Raw genomic sequence first — 22,387 nt, forward strand, 5'->3', positions numbered from 1 at the left:
CTGCCTGACTCCCACCTTGAAAAAGCGGGCTATCTTAACGGAATGAGCCTTCAGGACCAAAGGATTACATGCGCGCGCTGATGGAGGATGCGAACTTTTCGGGAGAAGAAGATCAAAAGATCGCGGGCTGCGCCATCTCCTGCGGTGCCAGGTGGATCACAAGTTTGCGACCGATGGCTCAAGTCGCCATCCCCGCAGCCGACAGCCTGCTGACAGGAGACTAATTAATATGTTGCCACCGATGCTCCCCTTGAGCGCCGTACCAATCACTTCACAGCAGGATCCGATTCGCCAGCGCCCGGATATTCCGCCTGTGGTGCCGGTGCAGGAAAGCGCCAACGAAAGCACCATCGACCTGCAGAACCGCGACCCTGAAGAGGCGCGCCTGCAGCTGCGCGAGGAACAGCGTCGGCAACAGGAGCGCGAGCGCCGTCGTCGTGAGGCCGATGAGGACCCTGAAGAGCACCTGGCGATTCCCGGTAATGAGCTCAATGCCGACAACACCGTACCGGTGGTGCCGTTGATGGAGAATCAGCCACGTCAGGGGTTGTGGGTCGATATCGAGATATGAAGTGTCGGATCACTGGTCAGCGCCCGCGCCAGACCGCATTATTGGCGTAATCCTGTCGCCTTCAACCGGCAGTTGAATTCATTTCCAAGCGATGCACTGAACGCCATGAGCCAAGATGACAAGCTGATCGACCTCAACTCCGAACGCGCCAAGCGGGTTCATGACCTTAATGAAAAGCGCCTGAACGAAGTGCGCCAGGCGTTCGAGCAGGCGATGCCATTGGGCAAAGCGAAGAAAAAGCCCAAGAACAAACCGAAAAAGCGTTGAAACACCCTGCATCGTTTGATGCAGGTCAGTTATTTCCCTTCCTTTTACGCCCGTCTGGGGCGGCATTGATCCCGGTCAATTTTCTCTCCTGCCCGATTGGTTAACTTAGCCCCATCGCAACAGGGCAAGTGCAGGAGGCCAGTCATGTTTTTCGACAACGTGGTGATCGCCGGAGTGCTGACAGTCGGCCTCATGGTTCTGTTTTTTGCAGGGTTTGGATTTTTTATCTGGAAGGATTCGCATAAGCGGAAAAAACCGTAGGGTCTTTCTGGAGCAATGAGCACGCAAGGCATTTTGGGCGACTTCGGTCGCCCTTTTTTTTGCCTGCGAAAATCTGTCGGACGTACATGGAACTACTGTGGGAGCGGGCTTGCTCGCGAAGGCGTCAGGTCAGCCAACATCAATGTTGAATGACACACCGCTTTCGCGAGCAAGCCCGCTCCTACATTTGATTTGTGGTGTTTTTTGGGAAGATTGCAGCAATAAAAAAGGCGCGAACCTCACGGAACGCGCCTTTTTCAGTATCGGTGTATCAGCTACCCAGTGCCTTCGACGCCAGCCAGAACAGGCCGGCCGACAGGGCCACGGTGGCGGGCAGGGTCAGGACCCAGGCCAGCAGGATGGTTCTGACGGTGCCGCCTTGCAGGCCGCTTTTGTTCGCGACCATGGTACCGGCCACACCTGAGGACAGGACGTGTGTGGTGGAAACCGGCAGGCTGAAGATGTTGGCCGCGCCGATCATGCACGCGGTGGTGATCTGCGCCGACATGCCTTGGGCGTAAGTCATGCCTTGCTTGCCGATCTTCTCGCCAATGGTCAGTACCACGCGTTTCCAGCCGACCATGGTACCCAGGCCAAGGGCCAGGGCGACCGCCAGAATCACCCAGAACGGGGCGTATTCGGTGGTGGTGGTCAGGTCCTTGCGCAGCTTGTCCAGGTCAGCTTTTTCACGGGCAGCGAGGCCAGGCAACTTGCTGACTTTTTTCGCCGTGTCGTCCAGGCAGAGCAGGTAACGACGCACTTCGATGCGGCTTTCCGACGGCAGCGAGTGGTAGTCGGCTACGCCCTTGAGGGTGTCGAGCAGGGCGGCGATGGTCGGTTCGGTCTGTTGCGGGTTGCAACGGAATTTCTCCGGCAGATCACCTTGCACGCTCTTGCCCAGGGCCAGGTATTCACCCAGCGTATCGGCATTGCGCTTGTAGAACTGGCTCAGGTGCAGGGTCGCATCGCGAGTACGTTCGATCTGGTAGGTGGTGCTGTTCAGGTCGAGAACGAACTGCGCCGGCACGATACCGATCAGCACCAGCATGATCAGGCCGATACCTTTCTGACCATCGTTCGAGCCGTGCACGAAGCTGACTGCCATCGCCGAAATCACCAGCACCAGACGGTTCCAGAATGGCGGGTGTTTCTTGTCGTCGATCTTGCGGCGCTGTTCCGGTGTCTTGTGCATCTTGGACAGCGGACGCCACCATTTAAGGCCGATCAGCACCAGGGCTGCGATCAGGAAACCAGCCATCGGCGAGAACACCAGGGACGCACCGATATCGATCGCCTTCTGCCAGTTCACGCCATCGGCCAACGGAATGTCGTTGATCAGGGCGTTGGCCAGGCCGACACCGAGGATCGAACCGATCAGTGTATGAGAGCTGGAGGCGGGGATACCGAAGTACCAGGTGCCCAGGTTCCAGGTGATGGCGGCGGCGAGCAACGAGAACACCATGGCCAGTCCGTGACCGGTGTTCACATTGATCAGCAGTTCTACCGGCAGCAAATGGACGATGGCATACGCCACGCCCACACCGCCCAGCAGCACGCCGAGGAAGTTGAACACACCGGAAAAGAACACCGCCAGATGAGGCGGCATGGCTTTGGTGTAGATAACAGTGGCCACCGCGTTTGCGGTGTCATGAAAGCCGTTGATGAACTCGAAGGCGAGGACAAAGGCCAGGGCGAGCAAGAGGCTCACAAGCACCCAAGCATCCAGTCCGCTGAATAAATCGATCATGAAGGTTTTCTGACCCGGTCGTAAGGGGGCGCGATTATGCCAGAAAAGACTGCTAATCGATGCACTAGCTGCTCATCGGTAACATTCTTCAACGAATTAATTTGTGGCAATCCCCCAGGCACCGGGGTTTTTCAGGGTTTTACAAGTCATTGAATTTACTTGCAAAGGCCGCAGCCACAAGGGTTTCTCCCGACAGGGCGAGAGGCTTGAACGCTTGTGTGAAATATCTGAGAAGAGGGCCGGACAGGAGCCATTTGCCTCATTCAATGGATGAGGGGGACCGCTGCCCGCTTGTAGCGGGCGCGAAAAGCATCATCCATACAACCCGCTTTTAACGGGTGCAGACGCAGGCTCTTGAAAGGATTCAAGCCGAGGCGGTCATGGCTCTTCGGCTTTGAGTTCCTTTTCCATCTTCTGCAATTCCTGGGAGAAGGCCTGGTCCTGAACGGTGGCGCGTTTACGCCAGGGTTTGCGTTCGGGTTCGGGCTGAGCGGCGTAGGTGGTGACTTCCCCGCCGTAAACTTCCTTGTAACGTTGTTCCTGGCGCTCAAGTTCCGCGCGCAGTTCGTCTTTCGTCACAGTGCTACCTGATTGAGTTGAGATTAATTCTGGTGAAACGCGCTGCATCGATTTATTGACCGCGCTCGTTGAAGGGACAATGCCTGACACGGCATCGTTCCCTCGGAGCAATCAATACGTCCTTGTTGCAGGCGGCCACGGCACCAGAGAAAAACAGCTGACGTAGCATCAGTCTCCTGTTTCAGCGAGCGCGTTGGCGAAGCATATGAAATGAGCGTCAGGCGCTTGCTGCGGACAGCGACAATGGATATTGCGCTGCCGGTTGGCGGAATCGGCACGTAAAAAACCGGTCGCCACTGAGATGTATTATAGCGGTCGATCCGAAGAACACTATCTCTTGAGAGTTAAAAGTAGTTCCTCGTGTGTGATTGTTTTGTTACTCGCAAACTTTTACCGGTAACTACGGTGCCGTGATGCCAGTTACAGCGATGACTTTCTGGCGCCATTTAGCCGAACGAATAAGTACACCCGTGCTTCTTTAAGTCGTGACCGAAAATAACAATCGTATTGCATGGGGAGTAAAAGCGGTATGGCTCACCCTAAGCAACCATTGATTGCGATTATCGGCCCATGGTTCGATAATCGCCCAATCTTGGTGGCCGGTGGCTTGTGTGTCAGGCCGGGAGCCGCTTGTAATAGTCGTTGATTCGTGTGGGAAACAACCTGATATGAACGATCAAATGCGCAATTCCTTCGCTTCAGTGGCACCGCCGATCGTTGCCTCGCCCGCCAAGCGAATCCAGGCCCTGACCGGTGACCCGGATTTCATGACCTCCCTGGCCCGTGGTCTGGCGGTGGTGCAGGCGTTCCAGGAGCGCAAGCGGCACCTGACTATTGCGCAGATCAGCCATCGCACGGAAATTCCCCGCGCCGCTGTGCGACGTTGCCTGCATACGCTGATCAAGCTCGGCTACGCCACCACCGACGGGCGCACCTATTCGCTGTTGCCCAAAGTACTGACCCTGGGCCATGCCTATTTGTCGTCGACGCCATTGGCGGTTTCTGCCCAGCCGTATCTGGACCGCATGAGCGAGCAACTGCATGAGGCCTGCAACATGGCCACGCTGGAAGGCGATGACATTTTGTACATTGCGCGCTCGGCGACCACCCAGCGGCTGATTTCCGTCGACCTCTCGGTGGGTGGGCGATTGCCGGCTTATTGCACTTCCATGGGCAGGATTCTTCTCGCCGCGCTGGACGACACGTCACTGCGCGAATACCTCGACCATGCAGAGCTGCAAGCCAAGACCAGTCGCACCTTGCATACCCCCGAGGCATTGCTCGAATGCCTGCAAGAGGTCCGGCAACAAGGCTGGTGCATCGTCGATCAGGAACTGGAGCAAGGCCTGCGCTCGATTGCCGTCCCGGTGTACGACGCTTCCGGCCAAGTGGTGGCGGCGTTAAACGTCAGCACCCACGCCGGCCGGGTCAGTCGCAGCGAGCTGGAACAGCGTTTCTTGCCCGGTCTGCTAAGCGCCAGTCGTGATCTGAGCGCGCAACTCTTTGCCTAAGCTGTTCGATAAACGCACAGAGTCGCGTTTATCGAATTGACGCTCTTTCCCTTGGATCATTAATGTCGCGGCAGCGTCATCCGGCACTGTTGGCCTTCAGTCAGGCGCCGGATCACGCCCCAATAATAATGAGAAGAGGCATTGTCATGCGCACGTTTCCCGACTGTCGCCGTTCCCACCGGTTTAGCTGCCGAAACCGGATCGCCTGATCCCGACCTCCTTTTCTTGTGACAGCGTCAGCCCCGGCTGGCACCTGTTCGACTGCGTTTTTTGCGTGGAATAAAAATAATGAACCAGCCTCAGTCTGCTGTAGGAAACTGCCTCGACGTGCAGTCCTTCATCAACGCTCAACCCATTTCGCGCTACCAATGGCGGGTGGTGATTCTATGTTTCCTGATTGTTTTCCTTGATGGCCTCGACACCGCAGCCATGGGGTTTATTGCGCCGGCACTGTCCCAGGACTGGGGCATCGATCGCGCCAGTCTCGGCCCGGTGATGAGTGCGGCGTTGATCGGCATGGTCTTCGGCGCCTTGGGTTCCGGCCCATTGGCTGACCGCTTCGGGCGAAAAGTCGTACTGGTGGGCGCGGTGTTGTTGTTCGGCGCTTTCAGCCTGGCCTCGGCCTACAGCACTAACGTTGATCAACTGCTGGTACTGCGTTTCCTTACCGGCCTGGGTTTGGGCGCCGGTATGCCGAACGCCACCACGCTGCTGTCCGAATACACCCCGGAGCGCAAAAAATCCCTGCTGGTGACCAGCATGTTCTGCGGCTTCAACCTCGGCATGGCCGGTGGCGGGTTCATCTCGGCCAAACTGATACCGGCCTTCGGCTGGCACAGTCTGTTGCTGATCGGCGGGGTTCTGCCGCTGATCCTCGCCGTCGTCTTGCTGTTCTGGTTGCCGGAATCGGCGCGCTATCTGGTGGTGCGCAATCGCGGCACGGACAAAGTGCGCAAGGCCTTGGCGCCGATCGACCCGACGGTGGTGGCTCAGGCTTCGAGCTTCAGCGTGCCGGAACAGAAAACCGTGAAGGCGCGCAATGTGTTTGCAGTGATCTTCTCCGGCACTTACAGCACCGGCACGTTGTTGCTGTGGCTGACGTACTTCATGGGCCTGGTGATCGTTTACCTGCTGACCAGCTGGCTGCCGACGCTGATGCGTGACAGCGGCGCGAGCATGGAGCAGGCCGCATTCATTGGTGCGCTGTTCCAGTTCGGTGGGGTATTGAGCGCGGTGGGCGTGGGCTGGGCGATGGACCGGTTCAATCCGCACAAGGTCATCGGCATTTTCTACTTGTTCGCTGGGGTGTTTGCCTACGCGGTAGGGCAGAGTCTGGGCAACATCACATTGCTGGCGACCCTGGTGCTGGTGGCCGGGATGTGCGTCAACGGCGCGCAATCGGCGATGCCGTCGCTGGCCGCGCGGTTTTACCCGACTCAAGGGCGGGCGACCGGTGTGTCGTGGATGCTCGGGATTGGCCGCTTCGGCGCAATCCTCGGTGCGTGGATGGGCGCAACCTTGCTGGGCCTGGGCTGGAATTTCGAACAGGTGCTGACGGCGTTGGTGATTCCGGCTGCGTTGGCGACCACGGCGGTGGTGATCAAGGGCATGGTCAGCCATGCGGATGCGACCTGAGGGCAGGTTTCAGATTCTTCAGCGAGTCTGATGGCCTCTTCGCGGGCAAGTCTCGCTCCTACAAGGATTGCGCATCAACCTGTGGGAGCGGGCTTGCTCGCGAAGCTTTTCATAATCGATAGCCAGACAACAATCTGTTCGATAAACGAACACTCAGTCGATTATCGGATTGTTTGGGTTTTTCCAGGGGCTTAATCTTCAGTCATTCCGGCGCTGAACCTCGCGCCTTTTTCTACCACTGTCGGTTCATAACAAAACGGGAGCCTGCCCCATGGCTGAAATCCTTTCGCTGCATGACGCGGTAAAGCAGTTCGTCAACGACGGCGATACCGTCGCGCTCGAAGGCTTTACTCACCTGATTCCTACGGCGGCGGGCCACGAGATCATCCGTCAGGGCAAGAAAGATCTGACCCTGGTGCGGATGACGCCCGACTTGATCTACGACCAGTTGATCGGTGCCGGTTGTGCTCGCAAGCTGATTTTCTCCTGGGGCGGTAACCCAGGCGTGGGCTCGCTGCACCGTCTGCGGGACGCGGTCGAAAGGCAGTGGCCACATGCCCTGGAAATCGAAGAACACAGCCACGCCGACCTGGCCAATGCCTACGTCGCGGGCGCTTCGGGCTTACCGTTCGCGGTGCTGCGTGCCTACGCCGGTTCCGACCTGCCAAAGGTCAACCCGCTGATCAAGACTGTCACATGCCCGTTCACCGGCGAAGTGCTGGCGGCGGTGCCGTCGGTGCGCCCGGACATCACTGTGATTCACGCGCAGAAAGCCGACCGCAAAGGCAACGTGCTGCTCTGGGGCATTCTCGGCGTGCAGAAAGAAGCGGCGCTGGCCGCCAAGCGCTGCATTGTCACCGTCGAAGAAATCGTCGACGACCTCAATGCTCCGATGAATGCTTGCGTACTGCCGACCTGGGCCTTGAGCGCGGTCTGCCATGTACCGGGTGGTGCGCATCCGTCCTACGCCCACGGTTACACCGAACGCGATAACCGTTTCTACCAGGCTTGGGACCCGATTGCCCGCGACCGTGAAACCTTCACCGCGTGGATCAACGAGTACATCCACGGTTGCGCTGACTTCAGTGAGTTCCAGGCCAAGCTGGCCGCTGCTTCGGAGGCCAAGTAATGACTTACACCACCAATGAAATGATGACCGTCGCCGCCGCCCGCCGTCTGAAAAACGGTTCGGTATGCTTCGTCGGCATCGGCCTGCCGTCGAAAGCCGCCAACCTGGCACGTCTGACTTCCTCGCCAGACGTAGTCCTGATCTACGAATCGGGTCCGATCGGTGCCAAGCCGAGCGTATTGCCGCTGTCGATCGGTGACGGTGAACTGGCGGAAACCGCCGACACCGTCGTCCCGACCGGTGAGATTTTTCGCTACTGGTTGCAGGGCGGGCGTATTGACGTCGGTTTCCTCGGCGCCGCGCAAGTCGACCGCTTCGGCAACATCAACACCACGGTGGTGGGCGACTACCATCAGCCGAAAGTTCGCCTGCCGGGTGCCGGTGGCGCGCCGGAGATCGCCGGTTCCGCCAAGAGCGTGCTGATCATCCTCAAGCAATCGGCGCGCTCCTTTGTCGATAAACTCGACTTCATCACCTCGGTCGGCCATGGCGAGGGCGGTGACTCTCGCAAGCGTCTCGGCCTGCCGGGTGCCGGTCCTGTCGGCATCATTACCGACCTGTGCATCATGGAGCCCGAAGCGGACACCCATGAATTCGTGGTCACCGCATTGCACCCAGGCGTGACTCGCGAGCAAGTGATTGCCGCCACCGGTTGGGCGATTCGTTTTGCCGATCAGGTGGAAAACACCGCCGAGCCAACCGATGTTGAGTTGACCGCACTGCGTGATCTGGAAGCCCGCACCGCTGCGGCCCACGGCCAAGCACCCGGAGAAGCCTGATGCGTGACGTTTATATCTGTGACGCCATTCGCACCCCCATCGGCCGTTTCGGCGGCGGCCTGTCGACGGTTCGCGCCGATGACCTGGCCGCCGTGCCGATCAAGGCGCTGATGGCGCGCAACCCGTCGGTGGACTGGAGCGCGGTGGACGAAGTATTCCTCGGTTGCGCCAACCAGGCCGGCGAAGACAACCGTAACGTGGCACGCATGGCGTTGCTGCTGGCGGGGCTGCCGGAAACCATTCCCGGCGTGACCCTCAATCGACTGTGCGCTTCGGGCATGGATGCGATCGGCACCGCGTTCCGGGCCATCGCCAGTGGCGAGATGGAGCTGGCGATTGCCGGCGGCGTCGAGTCGATGTCTCGCGCACCGTTCGTGATGGGCAAGGCCGATGCGGCGTTCTCGCGCAACATGAAGCTGGAAGACACTACCATCGGCTGGCGTTTCATCAACCCGTTGATGAAAGCCCAATACGGCGTGGATGCGATGCCGCAGACCGCCGATAACGTGGCCGATGACTACCAGATTTCCCGCGCCGATCAGGATGCGTTCGCCCTGCGCAGTCAGCAGCGCACGGCGGCCGCGCAAGCCGCAGGATTTTTCGCCGAAGAAATCGTCGAAGTGCGCATTGCCCACAAGAAGGGTGAAAGCGTCGTCACACAGGACGAGCATCCTCGTGCTGATACGACACTGGAAACCCTGGCCAAACTCAAACCGGTCAACGGTCCGGACAAAACCGTCACCGCCGGCAATGCTTCCGGCGTGAACGACGGTGCGGCGGCGTTGATCCTGGCTTCGGCCGAAGCAGTGAAAAAACACGGTCTGACTGCCCGCGCGAAAGTGTTGGGCATGTCCAGCGCCGGCGTTGCACCGCGGGTGATGGGCATCGGCCCTGTGCCTGCGGTGCGTAAATTGACCGAGCGCCTGGGCCTGGCAGTCAGCGATTTCGACGTGATCGAACTCAACGAAGCCTTCGCCAGCCAGGGCTTGGCCGTGCTGCGTGAACTGGGCTTGGCGGATGACGCGGCCCAGGTCAACCCGAACGGTGGCGCCATTGCCTTGGGTCATCCGCTGGGCATGAGCGGTGCACGCTTGGTATTGACCGCGCTGCATCAGCTGGAAAAAACCGGTGGCAAGAAAGGTCTGGCAACCATGTGCGTCGGTGTCGGCCAGGGGCTGGCCTTGGCGATCGAACGGGTCTGACACGCTTGGCTGTGAATAAAGCGTCGACTAATAAGAACTGAGGAAAGCGTAATGACTGACAAGCCTGGTTACCGTCGCCCGCAGGCGGGCACTCAGCCGGAATACCTGCACCCTCCTTATCAATCCACCAACCTTCGCTCGCCGTCCAAGCCGTTGGTGTTTTTGCCTCATTCGCTGTCGGAAATCACCGGCCCGACTATCGGCGCCGAGCGCATCGAGGAGCAGGACAACGACTTGACCGCGCAGCACGAGGGCGAACCGCTGGGTGAACGGATCATCATTCATGGCCGCGTGCTGGATGAAAACGGTCTGCCGGTGCCGGGGATTCTGGTGGAGATCTGGCAGGCTAACGCCGCCGGTCGCTACAACCATGCGCGCGACCTGCACGACGCGCCGCTGGACCCGAACTTCACCGGCACCGGCCGCACCGTGACCGACGCCGATGGCTGGTATCAGTTCCAGACCATCAAGCCCGGTGCCTATCCGTGGGGTAACCATCACAACGCCTGGCGCCCGGCGCACATCCATTTCTCACTGTTCGGGCCGAGTATCCTGACGCGCCTGGTGACCCAGATGTATTTCCCGGGCGACCCGTTGCTGGCTTACGACCCGATCTATAACTGCGTGCCGGATACCAGCGCCAAAGAGCGCCTGATCGCCAGTTTCGACCTGGAAAAAACCATCCCTTCCTACGCCCTCGGTTATCGCTGGGACATCGTCTTGCGCGGCCGCGATGCCACGCCGATGGAGAAATAAGATGACGCTGAACGCGACCACGTCCCACACCGTCGGGCCGTATTACCACATCGGCCTGACTTGGCTGAACCGCGAAGACCTGACCGTTGCACAGACGCTCGGCGAGCGCGTGGCGATCACCGGGCAAGTCGTCGATGGCAATGGCGACTTCGTCAACGACGCCATGCTGGAAGTCTGGCAGGCCAACGCCGCCGGCAAGTACGACCATCCCGAAGACGACCAGGACAAACCCCTGGACCCGAACTTCGAAGGGTTTGGCCGGGTGCCGGTGGATGCGCAAGGGCGCTTCCGCTTTACCACGATCAAACCGGGCACAGTGGAAGGCTTGAAGGGCACGACCCAGGCGCCGCATTTGGTGGTGCTGGTGTTTGCTCGCGGGTTGGTGAAGCACTTGTTGACGCGGATTTACTTTGATGGAGAACCGGCGAATGTGGCGGATCCGCTGCTGGAATGCGTGCCTGCTGAACGCCGTAGTACTTTGCTGGCGAAGCAGGATGCTGCGGGTGTTTATCAGTGGAATGTGATTTTGCAGGGGACGGATGCGGAGACGGTGTTTTTTGATTATTGAGTGACGAGGGCTCCTACTGACCAAGGAGTTTTTTGTGGCGAGGGGGCTTGCCCCCGTTGGCTTGCGAAGCAAGCCCAAGACCGGTTGGCGCGGCCTGTCAGGTAGACCGCGGCAACCGGTTTACGACTGCTTCGCAGCCGAACGGGGGCAAGCCCCCTCGCCACAACTGTTGCAAAGTGTGTCTAGACTCTCACGGTCCCCAAAAGAGTGAAGAACGATGACAACCCTCACAGCTCTCTACACCAGTGAAGAACGCAACAAAAGGATCTTTGCGATTGTCGGCGCCTCGTCCGGCAACCTGGTTGAATGGTTCGACTTTTACGTCTACGCCTTCTGCGCAATCTATTTCGCCCCGGCGTTTTTCCCGTCCGACAACCCCACGGTGCAGCTGGTGAATACGGCGGGCGTATTCGCTGCCGGGTTTCTGATGCGGCCTATTGGCGGCTGGATCTTCGGTCGGGTGGCGGACAAACACGGGCGCAAGAATTCGATGTTGATCTCGATTCTGATGATGTGCTTCGGTTCGTTGCTCATCGCCTGCCTGCCGACCTACGACAGCATCGGGGTCTGGGCGCCGATCATGCTGTTGTTCGCGCGCTTGCTGCAGGGCTTGTCGGTGGGCGGCGAGTACGGCACCACCGCGACCTACATGAGTGAAGTCGCCCTCAAGGGCCAACGCGGTTTCTTTGCTTCATTCCAGTATGTGACGCTGATTGGCGGGCAGTTGCTGGCGGTGTCGTTGGTGGTGGTCCTGCAGCAGTTCCTCAGCGAGGATGAATTGCGTGCCTATGGCTGGCGAATTCCGTTCGTGGTCGGTGCGGCTGCGGCGTTGATTTCGTTGTTCCTGCGTCGTGCGCTCAAGGAAACCACCAGCAAGGAAATGCGCGAAAACAAGGACGCCGGTAGCATCCGTGCGCTGTTTCGCGATCACAAGGCGGCGTTCATCACCGTGCTGGGTTACACCGCCGGCGGTTCGCTGATTTTCTACACCTTCACCACGTACATGCAGAAGTACCTGGTGAATACCGCCGGCATGCACGCCAAGACCGCGAGCTACATCATGACCGGCGCGCTGTTCCTTTATATGTGCATGCAACCGTTCTTCGGCATGCTCGCCGACAAGATCGGCCGGCGCAATTCGATGCTGTGGTTCGGCGCCCTCGGGACGTTGTGCACCGTACCGATCCTGTTGAGCCTGAAAAGTGTCAGCAGCCCGTTCCTGGCCTTTGTCCTGATTACCCTGGCGCTGGCGATCGTGAGTTTCTACACCTCGATCAGCGGTCTGGTGAAAGCCGAAATGTTCCCGCCAGAGGTACGCGCCTTGGGCGTCGGCCTGGCGTATGCGGTGGCCAATGCAATCTTCGGCGGTTCGGCGGAGTATGTGGCGCTGAGCCTTAAAGCCGGCGGCATGGAAAACTCGTTCTACTGGTACGTGACGGTGATGATGGCGGTCGCGTTCCTGTTCAGCCTGCGTCTGCCGAAACAGGCGAAGTATTTGCAAAACGACCTTTGATCTTTACGCGGGGGCCTGACCGGCCCTCGCCTGCAGGGACTGTTTATGAATCAGCGACCGGGCAATCAATTGTTCGATGCCTACTTCACGGCACGCGACATGCGCGAGGTGTTCTGCGATCAGGGCCGGGTTCAGGCCATGCTTGATTTCGAAGCGGCGCTGGCCCGGGCCGAGGCACGGGTTGGGCTGATTCCGCAGACGGCTGTCGTGTCTATCGAAGCGGCCTGTAAAGCCGAGCATTACGACTTCGCCGCCCTCGGCGAGGCGATTGCCACGGCGGGCAATTCGGCGATTCCATTGGTCAAGGCGTTGGGCAAGCAGATCGCCAAGAACGATGCCGAAGCCGAGCGTTACGTGCATCTGGGCGCGACCAGCCAGGATGTAATGGACACCGGCCTGGTGCTGCAACTGCGCCGCGCGCTGGAATTGATCGAAGCTGATCTAATGCAGCTGGGGGAAACCCTCGCGACCCAGGCCTGGCGTTACGTCGCCACGCCAATGGCCGGGCGCACCTGGTTGCAACACGCGACGCCCGTCACCCTCGGCATGAAGATCGCCGGTTGGCTGGGGGCGGTGACGCGCAGCCGTCAGCGTCTGCTGGAGCTTAAACCGCGCCTGTTGGTGCTGCAATTCGGCGGCGCCTCCGGCACCCTTGCGGCCCTTGGCGAGCAGGCGATGCCGATTGCCGAAGCCTTGGCCGCGGAACTGCAACTGACCTTGCCGGATCAACCCTGGCACACCCAGCGTGATCGTCTGGTGGAGTTCGGCGCGGTGCTTGGATTGATCGCCGGCAGCCTCGGCAAACTCGGCCGCGACATCAGCCTGTTGATGCAGACCGAAGCTGGCGAAGTGTTTGAACCGTCGGCGCCGGGCAAGGGCGGTTCTTCGACCATGCCGCACAAGCGCAACCCGGTGGGCGCAGCGGTGCTGATTGGCGCGGCGACGCGGGTGCCGGGGTTGCTCTCGACCTTGTTCAGCGCGATGCCGCAGGAACACGAACGCAGCCTGGGCCTGTGGCATGCCGAATGGGAAACCCTGCCGGAGATCTGCTGTTTGGTGTCAGGCAGCTTGCAGCAAGCGCTGTTGGTGGCCGACGGACTGGAAGTGGATGCCGACCGAATGAGGCGCAACCTCGACCTGACCCAGGGGCTGGTGCTGGCCGAAGCCGTGAGCATCGTGCTGGCGCAACGGGTCGGTCGCGACACCGCGCACCATCTGCTGGAGCAATGCTGCAAGCGCGCAGTGGCCGAGCAACGTCATCTGCGCGCGGTACTCGGTGACGAGCCGCAGGTGACTGCCGAGCTGTCGGACGCTGAACTCGATCGTCTGCTGGACCCCGCCCATTACCTCGGTCAGGCCCATACCTGGGTCGAGCGAGCGGTGGCTGAACATTTTGCGTTGATTGCCTGAAGGAGACTGCTGTGGCATTTGTACAACTCGCCGAGGGCGAACTGCACTACCAAATTCAAGGGCCGCAACTCGATGGACCGACGGATGCGCCGGTGCTGGTGCTGTCCAACTCACTGGGCACCGACCTGCACATGTGGGACGCGCAGATCCCGGCGTTCACCGAGCATTTTCGCGTGCTGCGTTTCGACACCCGTGGTCACGGCCAGTCGTTGGTGACACCGGGGCCGTACAGCATCGAGCAACTGGGCCGCGACGTGCTGGCGCTGCTGGATGCGTTACACATCGAACGCGCGCATTTCTGTGGTTTGTCCATGGGCGGGTTGATCGGCCAGTGGCTGGGGATCAATGCCAGTCAGCGACTGAACAAACTGATTGTGTGCAACACCGCGGCGAAAATCGGCGATCCGTCGGTGTGGAATCCACGGATCGAAACTGTGCTGCGTGACGGCACGGCGGCAATGGTTGCCTTGCGCGATGCGTCGATTGCGCGGTGGTTCACCGCGGATTTTGCCGAGGCCAATCCGGCAGCGGCGAAGCAGATTACCGACATGCTCGCGGCCACGTCACCTGAAGGTTACGCGGCCAATTGCGCGGCGGTGCGCGATGCCGATTTCCGTGATCAGCTGTCTTCGATTCAGGTGCCGTTGCTGGTGATTTCCGGCAGCGAAGATGCGGTGACGCCGCCGTCCGGCGGGCATTTCATTCAGGCGCACGTGCGTGGCGCCGAGTATGCGGAGTTCTACGCCGCGCACCTGTCCAACGTCCAGGCCGGCGCTGCGTTCAGCGACCGAGTACTGGCGTTTTTGTCAGCTCATTGAGGGGATTGTTGTGGACGAGAAACAACGTTACGACGAGGGCCTGAACGTCCGTCGCGCAGTACTTGGCGACGCCCATGTCGACCGCAGCCTGAACGCGCTGACCGAGTTCAACTCGGAGTTCCAGGAGATGATCACCCGCCACGCCTGGGGCGACATCTGGACCCGCCCGGGCCTGCCGCGCCACACCCGTAGCCTGATCACCATCGCCATGCTGATCGGCATGAACCGCAACGAAGAACTCAAACTGCACCTGCGCGCCGCCGCCAACAACGGCGTGACCCGTGGCGAGATCAAGGAAGTGATCATGCAGAGCGCGATCTACTGCGGCATCCCGGCGGCCAACGCGACGTTCCACCTGGCTGAATCGGTGTGGGATGAGTTGGGGGTTGAATCGCGGGAGTAACTGTCCACCACAACTCCTGTGGGAGCGGGCTTCTGTGGCGAGGGGGCTTCTGTGGCGAGGGGGCTTGCCCCCGTTGGGGCGCGAAGCGGCCCCAAAAGCTTTGCGACTGCTTCGCAGCCGAACGGGGGCAAGCCCCCTCGCCACAGAAGCCCGCTCCCACATTTTTTGTGTTTACAGCAGGCTGATCGGATAGCTGACGATCAACCGGTTCTCGTCGAACTCGTTGTTGCTGAAGTCGCGGCGGATGGTCGAGTTGCGCCATCTGACATTGAGATCCTTGAGCGTGCCGCTCTGCACGGTGTAGCCCAGTTCGCTTTCGCGGCCCCATTCCTTGCCGTCGGTGGTGGTTGCGGTGTGTACGTTGTCGCCGCTGATGTAGCGGTTCATCAACGTCAGGCCCGGCACGCCAAGGGCGGCGAAGTTGTAGTCGTGGCGCAGTTGCCAGGATTTTTCCTTCGCGTTGTCATAGCTGGCGTTGTAGCTGTCGTTGGCCAAGGTGCCGCCGCTGGTGCCGTTGACCCGCATCCAGGCACTGTCACCGGTGAGTTTTTGCAGGCCGACGTAGAAGGTGTTGCCGCCGTATTTGGCCGAGAACAGGCCCGACCAGGTCTTGTTGTCCAGCTCGCCGGCCCGGGCACTGCCGTCATCCTTGCCGTAGAAGAACCCCAAATTGGCGCCGAATGTCCAGTCGCCCAGCGGTTGGGTGTGGATCAGGTTGACGTATTGCTGGCTGTAGATGTCCTTGAGTTCAGCGTTCCACAGGCCGATCTGGGTGCGTTTGCCGTTGAAAGCATATTCACCGCCCTGGAAGTTGAAGCGGTCTGAGGTGAACGCCGTTTTGCCGGTCATCGACATGTCATTCATGCTGCTGTCATCGCGCGGGCTGTTGGCGCGGAACTGGCCGCCGTAGAGCGTCAGGCCGTCGATTTCCTTCGAGGTGATCTGGCCGCCACGGAAGGTTTGCGGCAGCGAGCGACCGTCGTCCGAACGCAGGATCGGCAGCACCGGCATCCATTCGCCGACCTTCACTTCGGTCTGGGACAGCTTGGCCTTGAACGCCACATTGGTGCGACCGAAGTTGTCCGCCGGGCGACCATCGTGATCCAGCGGCAACAACTGCGTACCGCCGGTGCCTTTGCCGCCGTCGAGCTTTACCGAATACAAACCCAGCACGTCCATGCCGAACCCGACGGTGCCTTGGGTGAACCCGGACTTGGCGTCGAGGATGAAACTTTGCGTCCACTCTTCAGCCTTGCCCTGAGTCTTGGTCGGGTTGGTGAAGTTACGGTTGATGTAGAAGTTGCGCAGGTTCAGGTTGACCTTGGCGCCTTCGACAAAACCGGCTTCCTCGGCCATGACGGGCAGGGCCGTGCCGGTCAGTGCGATGGCGATCAGGCCGGGAAAGAAATACTGCGCGGTGGATGAGGTCATGGGCTCGGGTCTCTCTAATTATCAGGGATGAAGCAGTACGCAGCCGCAACCAGAGGTCGCAGACAAAAAATCGGAATCGGATAAACGAGCAGGGCTCAGCCGGAGCGGGTAGGGCGCGTAGTCATGGTGTCGGACCTGTTGTTATTGGTTTATGCAGGTGCGGGCAATGGTGCGAGGGATGGGCGGGGCGATTCAATTGGCTGAACGGGGTTTTGGGCGATTAACGAACACTTATCGATGCCTGCCGGGTCATGGAGGCACCAGGCATTCTTAATCAAATCCCATGGTTATCCGGGTCAATAATGGTTGTCTTGTTTTGTGTTCTATTAATGGCGTTTTGTTGATGTTAGGTGGAAGTGCTTATTGCTTTAGTTGTAAGAGGTTTCTTACAGTGTTTGCTGTAGTTAATGGGTATATCGATAATCGCCAGTTAAACTTAAAAATTGGTATTGTTGCTTATCGTGAAAAGATTTAAAGAGAGGGGTGGTGTGGCTGGCAAAGAAAAGAGGCCTTGCTATATTCAAAGCTCTCAGGGCGGGCAAGGGAAATTTTATGCATCGTCAGGAGTACATTTTTGTCATGCCGAAATAACAAGGAGAAACACCATGCCCTCAAGAGTTAATCAGGAGCGTCTCGCTACGGTCGTAGGTCGCGCCCTTATCGATAAGGACTTCGCCGCAAAACTGCATGCAGATGCCGAGGCTGCTGCAAAAGGAATTGGTGTGCACTTAAGTGCTAATGAACTTACTGCCGTCAAAAATATTGATACTGTAAAGCTGGGGACTGCCGGCGCGGGTATTCGCGACAAACTTGGAACTGCTGCGATATTTGACCAGCAGCAACAGATACAAGCACGAATGGATTAAAAGTCCTGATGCCGTTTGGCGTGCCACGCAAAGCCGGTCGATTTGCGCGGTACGCCAAATGGCTCGATTCAATACCAGGACGCAAAGTGGTCGAACAGGGAGTGAATGGCCCATGCCTGTCACCTTGGCTCCAATGGACAATGCGGACTACGTGACTTTCGCCGAAAGAGCCATTACCGAATATGGCCAAGGCATGCTCGCCTCGGGTGAATGGGACCAGGAAGAGGCATCGCAAAAGTCCAGGAACGTCTTCGAGCAGTTGTTGCCGCAAGGGCGACTGTCTGAAAACAATCAACTCTGGGTGATCAAGGACAAGGATCGGCGCGTCGGTGAATTATGGATCGCCCAACGACACGCCGGTACTCGGCCGATCGCTTTTATTCTGGATATATACATTGAGCCCGGCGAGCGCCGTCAGGGGTATGCCAGGCAATCAATGCTGGCCGTCGAGTCATGGGCGCGCCAGGCCGGGTGCGAGGAAGTGCGCTTGCATGTCTTTGGTCGCAACGATGCGGCTCGTCGTCTTTATGAACAACTCGGTTATGACATCGCCAGTCTGACGATGGCAAAGTCGTTGCCGCCTGCCTAAGGGAAGGTTGAAAAAATGGATACAGGGAACCGTGGGCAACGTGAGCTATCCGTCGAGGATTTATTCCAGGGCACGACATTTCTCCCGGATACGGAGCCTTCACGATTTGAAGTGTTGCAGCAGCGTGTCAGTCGAAATCGCTATACAACCTTTACGGTGCTGTATGCCGAACTTTTTAAACTGTTTCCCGATGCACCGCATCTGGCGGAGTTTTTTGAGCAGGCGGTGAACCTTATATTGCTCCCACCCCCGGAGCAACATTCAATTATTAATGACCCGGTGTTTCAAGTGTGGAGTGCGTTGGTCTTTAAATATGCCAACTTGGTATTGACCAAAAAAGCTGAAGAGACGGCCGAGTTGGAAAAGTTTCTGGTCGAGTTTCCCGATGTGCTGGCGCGAGTGAAAGCAAAGGACAAATCTCGCTCGGCCTATGATTGCCCGCCAGTGTATCGATTCGATGCCGACCCGCTGATCATGCTGGCGACCCCGCCCAGTTACGAGTTTCCGGAAGATGAAGTGACCCGCAAAAAGTTGGAGCGCAGTGGCTACTCCGTGCATTTCTTTGGCGATGTCGTGAATATTGCCTTGTTGCGGATAGAGCACACCTGGCCCGCCTGCCATGAACAGTTCAGAAAACTGGTCAAGTCCATCTGTTATCTGCCGGATGCTTCATTCCGAAGTTGTTCGGCGTCCCGTTACACCGGGGTCATCCTGTTATCGAGCCGGGACGATTCGATACTCGACCTTGAAGAGTCCTTGGTGCATGAGGCCACTCATCAATTGCTCTACAACATTGTCGAAGTGTGCCCGGTCGTCAACGAAGAAGCCTCGCAGGAGGCGACGTTCACCTTGCCGTGGTCGGGGCAGAAACGTGATGTGTATGGCTATTTCCATGCGTTTTACGTGTACGTCGCATTGGTCAAATACCTGGAGCGGGTCCGCTCGCGCTCGTCCCATGAATTGCAGCGGGCGCAAAAGCGGCTGGCGTTCATTCTGCAGGGCCTGGTCCGGGCCTTGCCGGATTTGGAAGCCAGTAGCGATTTCACTCCTCAGGGACGCCAGCTTCTGGAAAACCTGGCCCAGGAAGTCAGGGCGCTGGAGATCCATCATGCCGGGTTGTTGGCGAAAACGGCGACTGTGCCTGAACGTGCGCTGGGTGCGACTGCTTAAGCCCGGGAGGCGATCATGGCGATGTTCGATGCTTCGCAATTTCCCGAGGCAGGGGTAGGGCTGGAGTACCACTTGCCGCGACGCGGTTCCAGGGATGACCGTTCGCAGGAAGGGCTTGATCCGACCGTCGAACGGATTCTCGCAGAGGGCTTGCCGCATTTCGATTACGTCGAATTTCAGCCCACGCACTGCATCCTGGAGCCACGCTTGCTCGACATCGGCGCTCAAACACCGAGCTTGCTGCATTCGTCCAGCTTGTCCCTGGGCAGCGTGGGGATCGCGATGGATCGCGAGTTCCTGCACATGACGCGGCGCCTGTGCGATAAAACCCGCTCGCCGTGGCTGGCTGAGCATATTTCCTGGTCGCGTTTCCACGGTGGTGACACTCAGCACTTCATTTTGCCGAGCCTGGCCCAGGAAGTGGCTGACACGGTAGTAGCCAATGCCATTGAATTGCAGGAACTCACGGCAACGCTGTTGGTGCTTGAAAACGCGCCGCGGTTGTTTTCATTGCACGACGCACAAGAGCAGCCCGAAGGCGAGTTCATTTGCAGCGTGGTGGAGCGCAGCGGTTCGGGTTTTCTGCTGGATCTCGACAGCGCGATCGCGACTGCCAGAACCCAGGGTTACGACCTGAACGACTATTTGCGCTCGTTGCCGCTGGACCGGCTTATAGAAATTCACACCGGCCATCCGCGGCGCGATTGGGACATCTTGCGTCAGTTGTTTGCGTCATCCCCGGTGAAAGCGATCACTCTGGAGTGGGATATTTCCCGCAAAACCGATGACGCGGAACTGCTGATCTTGATCAAGGCCATCAAGGCCTTGAGACCCAAGGCTTTGTTCTGGCAAGGGCGCGACCAACAAGGCGCGCAAGAGACGCCGGCGGAGGGCGCGCAGACCCTGTTGAAACTGAGGGAAAGCACTTGGCTCAGCGTCGGCCCGGCGTCGTTTTTTATCCGGGATCGGCAGCAGGACCTGAGTCTGGAGTTTGGTGTGGCGTTCTTGCCGTTACTGCGCCACTTCTTGAGCCCGCAGACGCTGGAGAGTGCCTTGTTGTTGCCGGGTGTTTTGCAGGGGCCTGCACAGGACGACAACCTGGCGTTCCTGAGGACACTGGTCAGCCACGGTATTTTGCTGCCTGTCGCGAATCAATCGCAGACTGCCCCGTCCCTCAATCTTTGGAGCCGCTGGGACGCGGCGCTGGAGTTTTACCTGAGCACCCGGACCGGCTCACACACGCCCTACATCAGCGTTGCCGAGCTGGAAACGGAGCTTGAGCAAAAGGCCTCGGCGCGACGCCAGCCCTCGGCATTCAAGGACTATTGGTCCCATCCGTTTATTGCCCTGGAAAACCCGCTACTGACTTCCTGCGCGATCGCTCAGCCGACGTTGCTGGACTCGCTGAGCAATCGCCGCACGTCACGAACCCTCAGTGACCAGCCGTTGAGTTCGGCGCAGCTGTCTCTGTTGCTCTACTACACCTGGGGCGCGACCGTCATGGAGCCGAACCACATGGGGGACTACTTTCTGAAGAAAACTTCGCCTGCCGGCGGTTCGCTGCAGAGTACTGAGGTGTATGCGGTGTTGATGAATGTGCAAGGTTTCGAGCGGGGTCTTTACCACTATTCGGTACGCCGTCACGGGCTTGAGTTGTTATCCCTGGAAGATCCGCGAGCCTGGATCAGCGAGGCCTGTGGCGGGCAACCGTGGATCAGGGATGCGGCGGCGGTGTTCGTTTCCACGGCGCGAGTCGAGCGGATGGCCTGGAAGTACGAATTCAGCCGCGCACTGCGGGTGGCGCTGATGGATGCCGGGCATCTGAGCCAGACCTTTTCACTGCTGGCCACCGCCCTGGGTTTGGGCTGTTTCACCACCGCGGCACTGCGCGACGAAATGTTCGAAAACCGGTTAGGACTCGATTATCTGGAGGAACCGGTGTTTCTGGTCAATGGTGTGGGCGGGTGAAGCGACAGGCTTGTCTTTCTATGACCAACAAAAAGCCCACCAATCGGTGGGCTTCGTGTTTTTACCGCGCTATCAGAACAACTTCATCTTCGGCGCTTCTTCTTTCAACGGCTCGTTCTTCGCCGTCTGTTCATTCCAGCCACCACCCAACGCCTTGTACAGGTTGACCGCACTGGTCAGCTGCGCCAGGCGATCGGTGATCAGCGCCTGTTGGGCACTGAACAGCTGGCGCTGGGCGTCGAGGAAGGTCAGGTTGCTGTCGACACCGATGCGGTAGCGACGCTCGGCCAGACGGTAGTAGTCCTGGTTGGCGCTGACGAAATCACGCTGAGCCTGCAACTGCTCGGTGTAGGTCTGGCGTGCGGCCAGGCCATCGGCGACTTCCTGGAAGGCCGTTTGAATGGACTTCTCGTAGTTCGCCACGCCGATGTCTTTCTGGATCTTGGAGTAATCCAGACTGGCGCGCAGGCTGCCGGCGTTGAAGATCGGCAAGTTGATCTGCGGCTGGAACAACCAGGTGCCCGAACCGCCCTTGAACAGACCGGACAGGTCCGGGCTCAGGGAGCCGGCATTGGCGGTCAGGCTGATGCTCGGGAAGAACGCAGCCCGTGCCGCGCCGATGTTGGCGTTGGCAGCTTTGAGGTTGTACTCGGCCTGAAGGATATCCGGACGACGTTGCAGCAAGTCCGACGGCAGACCGGCCGGCACTTCGCTCAGCAGGTCGTCCGACAGTGGCTTGGCCGCTTGCAGATTGGCCGGGATACCGGTGCCGAGCAGCAGCACCAGGCTGTTTTCATCCTGAGCGACCTGACGGGTGTATCTGGCCTGTTGTGCGCGGGCGTTTTCCACCGAGGTACGCGACTGGGCCAGATCCAGCGCCGAGGCTACACCCACTTCGTTGCTGCGCGAGGTGAGCTTGTAGCTCTCCTCGAACGCACCGAGGGTTTCCTGGGTCAGTTTCAACAGCTCCTTGTCAGCCTGCCAGGTCAGGTAGGCATTGGCCACACTGGCCACCAGGCTGATCTGCGTGCTGCGGCGCGCTTCTTCTGTAGCGAAGTACTTCTGCAAGGCTTCTTCGCTCAGGCTGCGAACCCGACCGAACAGGTCGAGTTCATAGGCGCTGATGCCGACGGTGGCCGAGTAGGAACTGCTGATGGCCGCTTCACCGGTTTGCGAGGCCCGTGCCGGGACTCGCTGACGGCTGCCGCTGCCCG

23 protein-coding genes are annotated in these 22,387 nt (G+C 59.1%); 19 read left to right on the forward strand and 4 right to left on the reverse strand.

The window, feature by feature from the left end; genetic code table 11:
* Positions 1 to 68: 68 nt before the first annotated feature.
* The 4 genes from PMI30_RS31470 to ccoM all read left to right on the forward strand — a co-directional run bounded on the left by PMI30_RS31470 (position 69) and on the right by ccoM (position 1,099).
* Entirely contained in the window at positions 69 to 224 is a 156-nt protein-coding gene (locus PMI30_RS31470) for a hypothetical protein (RefSeq protein WP_008005867.1), read from the forward strand.
* A 5-nt stretch (positions 225 to 229) separates the two neighbouring features.
* Entirely contained in the window at positions 230 to 571 is a 342-nt protein-coding gene (locus PMI30_RS26425; protein WP_008005869.1) for a hypothetical protein, read from the forward strand.
* A 105-nt stretch (positions 572 to 676) separates the two neighbouring features.
* On the forward strand, positions 677 to 838 hold the full coding sequence (locus tag PMI30_RS31475) for a hypothetical protein (RefSeq protein ID WP_007935839.1): 162 nt from the start codon (positions 677 to 679) through the stop codon (positions 836 to 838).
* 144 nt (positions 839 to 982) lie between these two features.
* On the forward strand, positions 983 to 1,099 hold the full coding sequence (ccoM, locus tag PMI30_RS31955) for a cytochrome c oxidase subunit CcoM (RefSeq protein ID WP_007906619.1): 117 nt from the start codon (positions 983 to 985) through the stop codon (positions 1,097 to 1,099).
* Between the two features lie 271 nt (positions 1,100 to 1,370).
* Here ccoM and PMI30_RS26415 read toward each other — a convergent pair whose 3' ends face one another.
* Positions 1,371 to 2,846, reverse strand: a complete 1,476-nt coding sequence (locus tag PMI30_RS26415) for an inorganic phosphate transporter (RefSeq protein WP_008005871.1) — start codon at positions 2,844 to 2,846, stop codon at positions 1,371 to 1,373.
* A 378-nt stretch (positions 2,847 to 3,224) separates the two neighbouring features.
* On the reverse strand, positions 3,225 to 3,425 hold the full coding sequence (locus PMI30_RS26410; RefSeq protein ID WP_007903846.1) for a hypothetical protein: 201 nt from the start codon (positions 3,423 to 3,425) through the stop codon (positions 3,225 to 3,227).
* Positions 3,426 to 4,093: 668 nt separating this feature from the next.
* Here PMI30_RS26410 and pcaR point away from each other — a divergent pair.
* The 11 genes from pcaR to pcaC all read left to right on the forward strand — a co-directional run bounded on the left by pcaR (position 4,094) and on the right by pcaC (position 15,149).
* Positions 4,094 to 4,936, forward strand: coding sequence for a pca regulon transcriptional regulator PcaR (gene pcaR, locus PMI30_RS26405; protein WP_007903845.1), 843 nt, complete (start codon positions 4,094 to 4,096; stop codon positions 4,934 to 4,936).
* Positions 4,937 to 5,224: 288 nt separating this feature from the next.
* Positions 5,225 to 6,571 (forward strand): MFS transporter, encoded by a 1,347-nt coding sequence (locus PMI30_RS26400; RefSeq protein ID WP_008005874.1) that lies wholly within the window; start codon positions 5,225 to 5,227, stop codon positions 6,569 to 6,571.
* A 271-nt stretch (positions 6,572 to 6,842) separates the two neighbouring features.
* Positions 6,843 to 7,700 (forward strand): CoA transferase subunit A, encoded by an 858-nt coding sequence (locus PMI30_RS26395; protein WP_007903838.1) that lies wholly within the window; start codon positions 6,843 to 6,845, stop codon positions 7,698 to 7,700.
* Positions 7,700 to 8,479: a CoA-transferase subunit beta gene (locus PMI30_RS26390; protein WP_008005876.1), complete on the forward strand. Its 780-nt coding sequence runs from the start codon at positions 7,700 to 7,702 to the stop codon at positions 8,477 to 8,479. Before PMI30_RS26395 ends, PMI30_RS26390 begins: the two co-directional genes overlap by 1 nt.
* Positions 8,476 to 9,681 (forward strand): 3-oxoadipyl-CoA thiolase, encoded by a 1,206-nt coding sequence (gene pcaF, locus PMI30_RS26385; protein ID WP_177318829.1) that lies wholly within the window; start codon positions 8,476 to 8,478, stop codon positions 9,679 to 9,681. Before PMI30_RS26390 ends, pcaF begins: the two co-directional genes overlap by 4 nt.
* A gap of 51 nt (positions 9,682 to 9,732) precedes the next feature.
* On the forward strand, positions 9,733 to 10,437 hold the full coding sequence (pcaH, locus tag PMI30_RS26380) for a protocatechuate 3,4-dioxygenase subunit beta (RefSeq protein WP_008005881.1): 705 nt from the start codon (positions 9,733 to 9,735) through the stop codon (positions 10,435 to 10,437).
* Position 10,438: 1 nt separating this feature from the next.
* Positions 10,439 to 11,005 (forward strand): protocatechuate 3,4-dioxygenase subunit alpha, encoded by a 567-nt coding sequence (gene pcaG / locus PMI30_RS26375; protein WP_008005883.1) that lies wholly within the window; start codon positions 10,439 to 10,441, stop codon positions 11,003 to 11,005.
* A gap of 217 nt (positions 11,006 to 11,222) precedes the next feature.
* Positions 11,223 to 12,518: an MFS family transporter gene (locus PMI30_RS26370; protein WP_008005886.1), complete on the forward strand. Its 1,296-nt coding sequence runs from the start codon at positions 11,223 to 11,225 to the stop codon at positions 12,516 to 12,518.
* Between the two features lie 45 nt (positions 12,519 to 12,563).
* Positions 12,564 to 13,928: a 3-carboxy-cis,cis-muconate cycloisomerase gene (locus PMI30_RS26365; RefSeq protein ID WP_008005887.1), complete on the forward strand. Its 1,365-nt coding sequence runs from the start codon at positions 12,564 to 12,566 to the stop codon at positions 13,926 to 13,928.
* A gap of 11 nt (positions 13,929 to 13,939) precedes the next feature.
* Complete coding sequence (pcaD, locus tag PMI30_RS26360; RefSeq protein ID WP_008005889.1) at positions 13,940 to 14,746, forward strand: 3-oxoadipate enol-lactonase; 807 nt, start codon at positions 13,940 to 13,942, stop codon at positions 14,744 to 14,746.
* A 10-nt stretch (positions 14,747 to 14,756) separates the two neighbouring features.
* On the forward strand, positions 14,757 to 15,149 hold the full coding sequence (pcaC, locus tag PMI30_RS26355) for a 4-carboxymuconolactone decarboxylase (protein ID WP_008005892.1): 393 nt from the start codon (positions 14,757 to 14,759) through the stop codon (positions 15,147 to 15,149).
* Between the two features lie 171 nt (positions 15,150 to 15,320).
* On the opposite strand, the gene PMI30_RS26350 is transcribed toward pcaC, so the two are convergent.
* Positions 15,321 to 16,580: an OprD family porin gene (locus PMI30_RS26350; protein WP_008005894.1), complete on the reverse strand. Its 1,260-nt coding sequence runs from the start codon at positions 16,578 to 16,580 to the stop codon at positions 15,321 to 15,323.
* Positions 16,581 to 17,185: 605 nt separating this feature from the next.
* Between PMI30_RS26350 and PMI30_RS26345 the strand changes: the two genes are divergently transcribed.
* The 4 genes from PMI30_RS26345 (at position 17,186) to PMI30_RS26330 (ending at position 21,173) form a co-directional block, all read left to right on the forward strand.
* Complete coding sequence (locus PMI30_RS26345) at positions 17,186 to 17,446, forward strand: Os1348 family RiPP precursor (protein WP_008005896.1); 261 nt, start codon at positions 17,186 to 17,188, stop codon at positions 17,444 to 17,446.
* A 112-nt stretch (positions 17,447 to 17,558) separates the two neighbouring features.
* Positions 17,559 to 18,035 (forward strand): GNAT family N-acetyltransferase, encoded by a 477-nt coding sequence (locus tag PMI30_RS26340; RefSeq protein ID WP_008005898.1) that lies wholly within the window; start codon positions 17,559 to 17,561, stop codon positions 18,033 to 18,035.
* A 15-nt stretch (positions 18,036 to 18,050) separates the two neighbouring features.
* Positions 18,051 to 19,205: an aKG-HExxH-type peptide beta-hydroxylase gene (locus PMI30_RS26335; protein WP_008005899.1), complete on the forward strand. Its 1,155-nt coding sequence runs from the start codon at positions 18,051 to 18,053 to the stop codon at positions 19,203 to 19,205.
* A gap of 15 nt (positions 19,206 to 19,220) precedes the next feature.
* Entirely contained in the window at positions 19,221 to 21,173 is a 1,953-nt protein-coding gene (locus PMI30_RS26330; RefSeq protein WP_008005902.1) for a multinuclear nonheme iron-dependent oxidase, read from the forward strand.
* Positions 21,174 to 21,245: 72 nt separating this feature from the next.
* On the opposite strand, the gene emhC is transcribed toward PMI30_RS26330, so the two are convergent.
* A partial coding sequence (emhC, locus tag PMI30_RS26325; protein WP_008005903.1) for an efflux RND transporter outer membrane subunit EmhC occupies positions 21,246 to 22,387 on the reverse strand: 1,142 nt, incomplete at its 5' end.

The sequence above is a fragment of the Pseudomonas sp. GM50 genome, from assembly GCF_000282375.1.
Taxonomy (GTDB): domain Bacteria; phylum Pseudomonadota; class Gammaproteobacteria; order Pseudomonadales; family Pseudomonadaceae; genus Aquipseudomonas.

Coding starts and splice junctions, on each gene's coding strand:
- ccoM (WP_007906619.1), top strand. CDS start 983: ATGTTTTTCGACAACGTGGTGATCGCCGGAGTGCTGACAGTCGGCCTC.
- PMI30_RS26400 (WP_008005874.1), top strand. CDS start 5,225: ATGAACCAGCCTCAGTCTGCTGTAGGAAACTGCCTCGACGTGCAGTCC.
- PMI30_RS26340 (WP_008005898.1), top strand. CDS start 17,559: ATGCCTGTCACCTTGGCTCCAATGGACAATGCGGACTACGTGACTTTC.
- PMI30_RS26395 (WP_007903838.1), top strand. CDS start 6,843: ATGGCTGAAATCCTTTCGCTGCATGACGCGGTAAAGCAGTTCGTCAAC.
- PMI30_RS26415 (WP_008005871.1), bottom strand. CDS start 2,846: ATGATCGATTTATTCAGCGGACTGGATGCTTGGGTGCTTGTGAGCCTC.
- pcaH (WP_008005881.1), top strand. CDS start 9,733: ATGACTGACAAGCCTGGTTACCGTCGCCCGCAGGCGGGCACTCAGCCG.
- PMI30_RS31470 (WP_008005867.1), top strand. CDS start 69: ATGCGCGCGCTGATGGAGGATGCGAACTTTTCGGGAGAAGAAGATCAA.
- PMI30_RS26350 (WP_008005894.1), bottom strand. CDS start 16,580: ATGACCTCATCCACCGCGCAGTATTTCTTTCCCGGCCTGATCGCCATC.
- PMI30_RS26365 (WP_008005887.1), top strand. CDS start 12,564: ATGAATCAGCGACCGGGCAATCAATTGTTCGATGCCTACTTCACGGCA.
- PMI30_RS26345 (WP_008005896.1), top strand. CDS start 17,186: ATGCCCTCAAGAGTTAATCAGGAGCGTCTCGCTACGGTCGTAGGTCGC.
- pcaR (WP_007903845.1), top strand. CDS start 4,094: ATGAACGATCAAATGCGCAATTCCTTCGCTTCAGTGGCACCGCCGATC.
- PMI30_RS31475 (WP_007935839.1), top strand. CDS start 677: ATGAGCCAAGATGACAAGCTGATCGACCTCAACTCCGAACGCGCCAAG.
- PMI30_RS26370 (WP_008005886.1), top strand. CDS start 11,223: ATGACAACCCTCACAGCTCTCTACACCAGTGAAGAACGCAACAAAAGG.
- PMI30_RS26335 (WP_008005899.1), top strand. CDS start 18,051: ATGGATACAGGGAACCGTGGGCAACGTGAGCTATCCGTCGAGGATTTA.
- PMI30_RS26330 (WP_008005902.1), top strand. CDS start 19,221: ATGGCGATGTTCGATGCTTCGCAATTTCCCGAGGCAGGGGTAGGGCTG.
- PMI30_RS26390 (WP_008005876.1), top strand. CDS start 7,700: ATGACTTACACCACCAATGAAATGATGACCGTCGCCGCCGCCCGCCGT.
- PMI30_RS26425 (WP_008005869.1), top strand. CDS start 230: ATGTTGCCACCGATGCTCCCCTTGAGCGCCGTACCAATCACTTCACAG.
- pcaG (WP_008005883.1), top strand. CDS start 10,439: ATGACGCTGAACGCGACCACGTCCCACACCGTCGGGCCGTATTACCAC.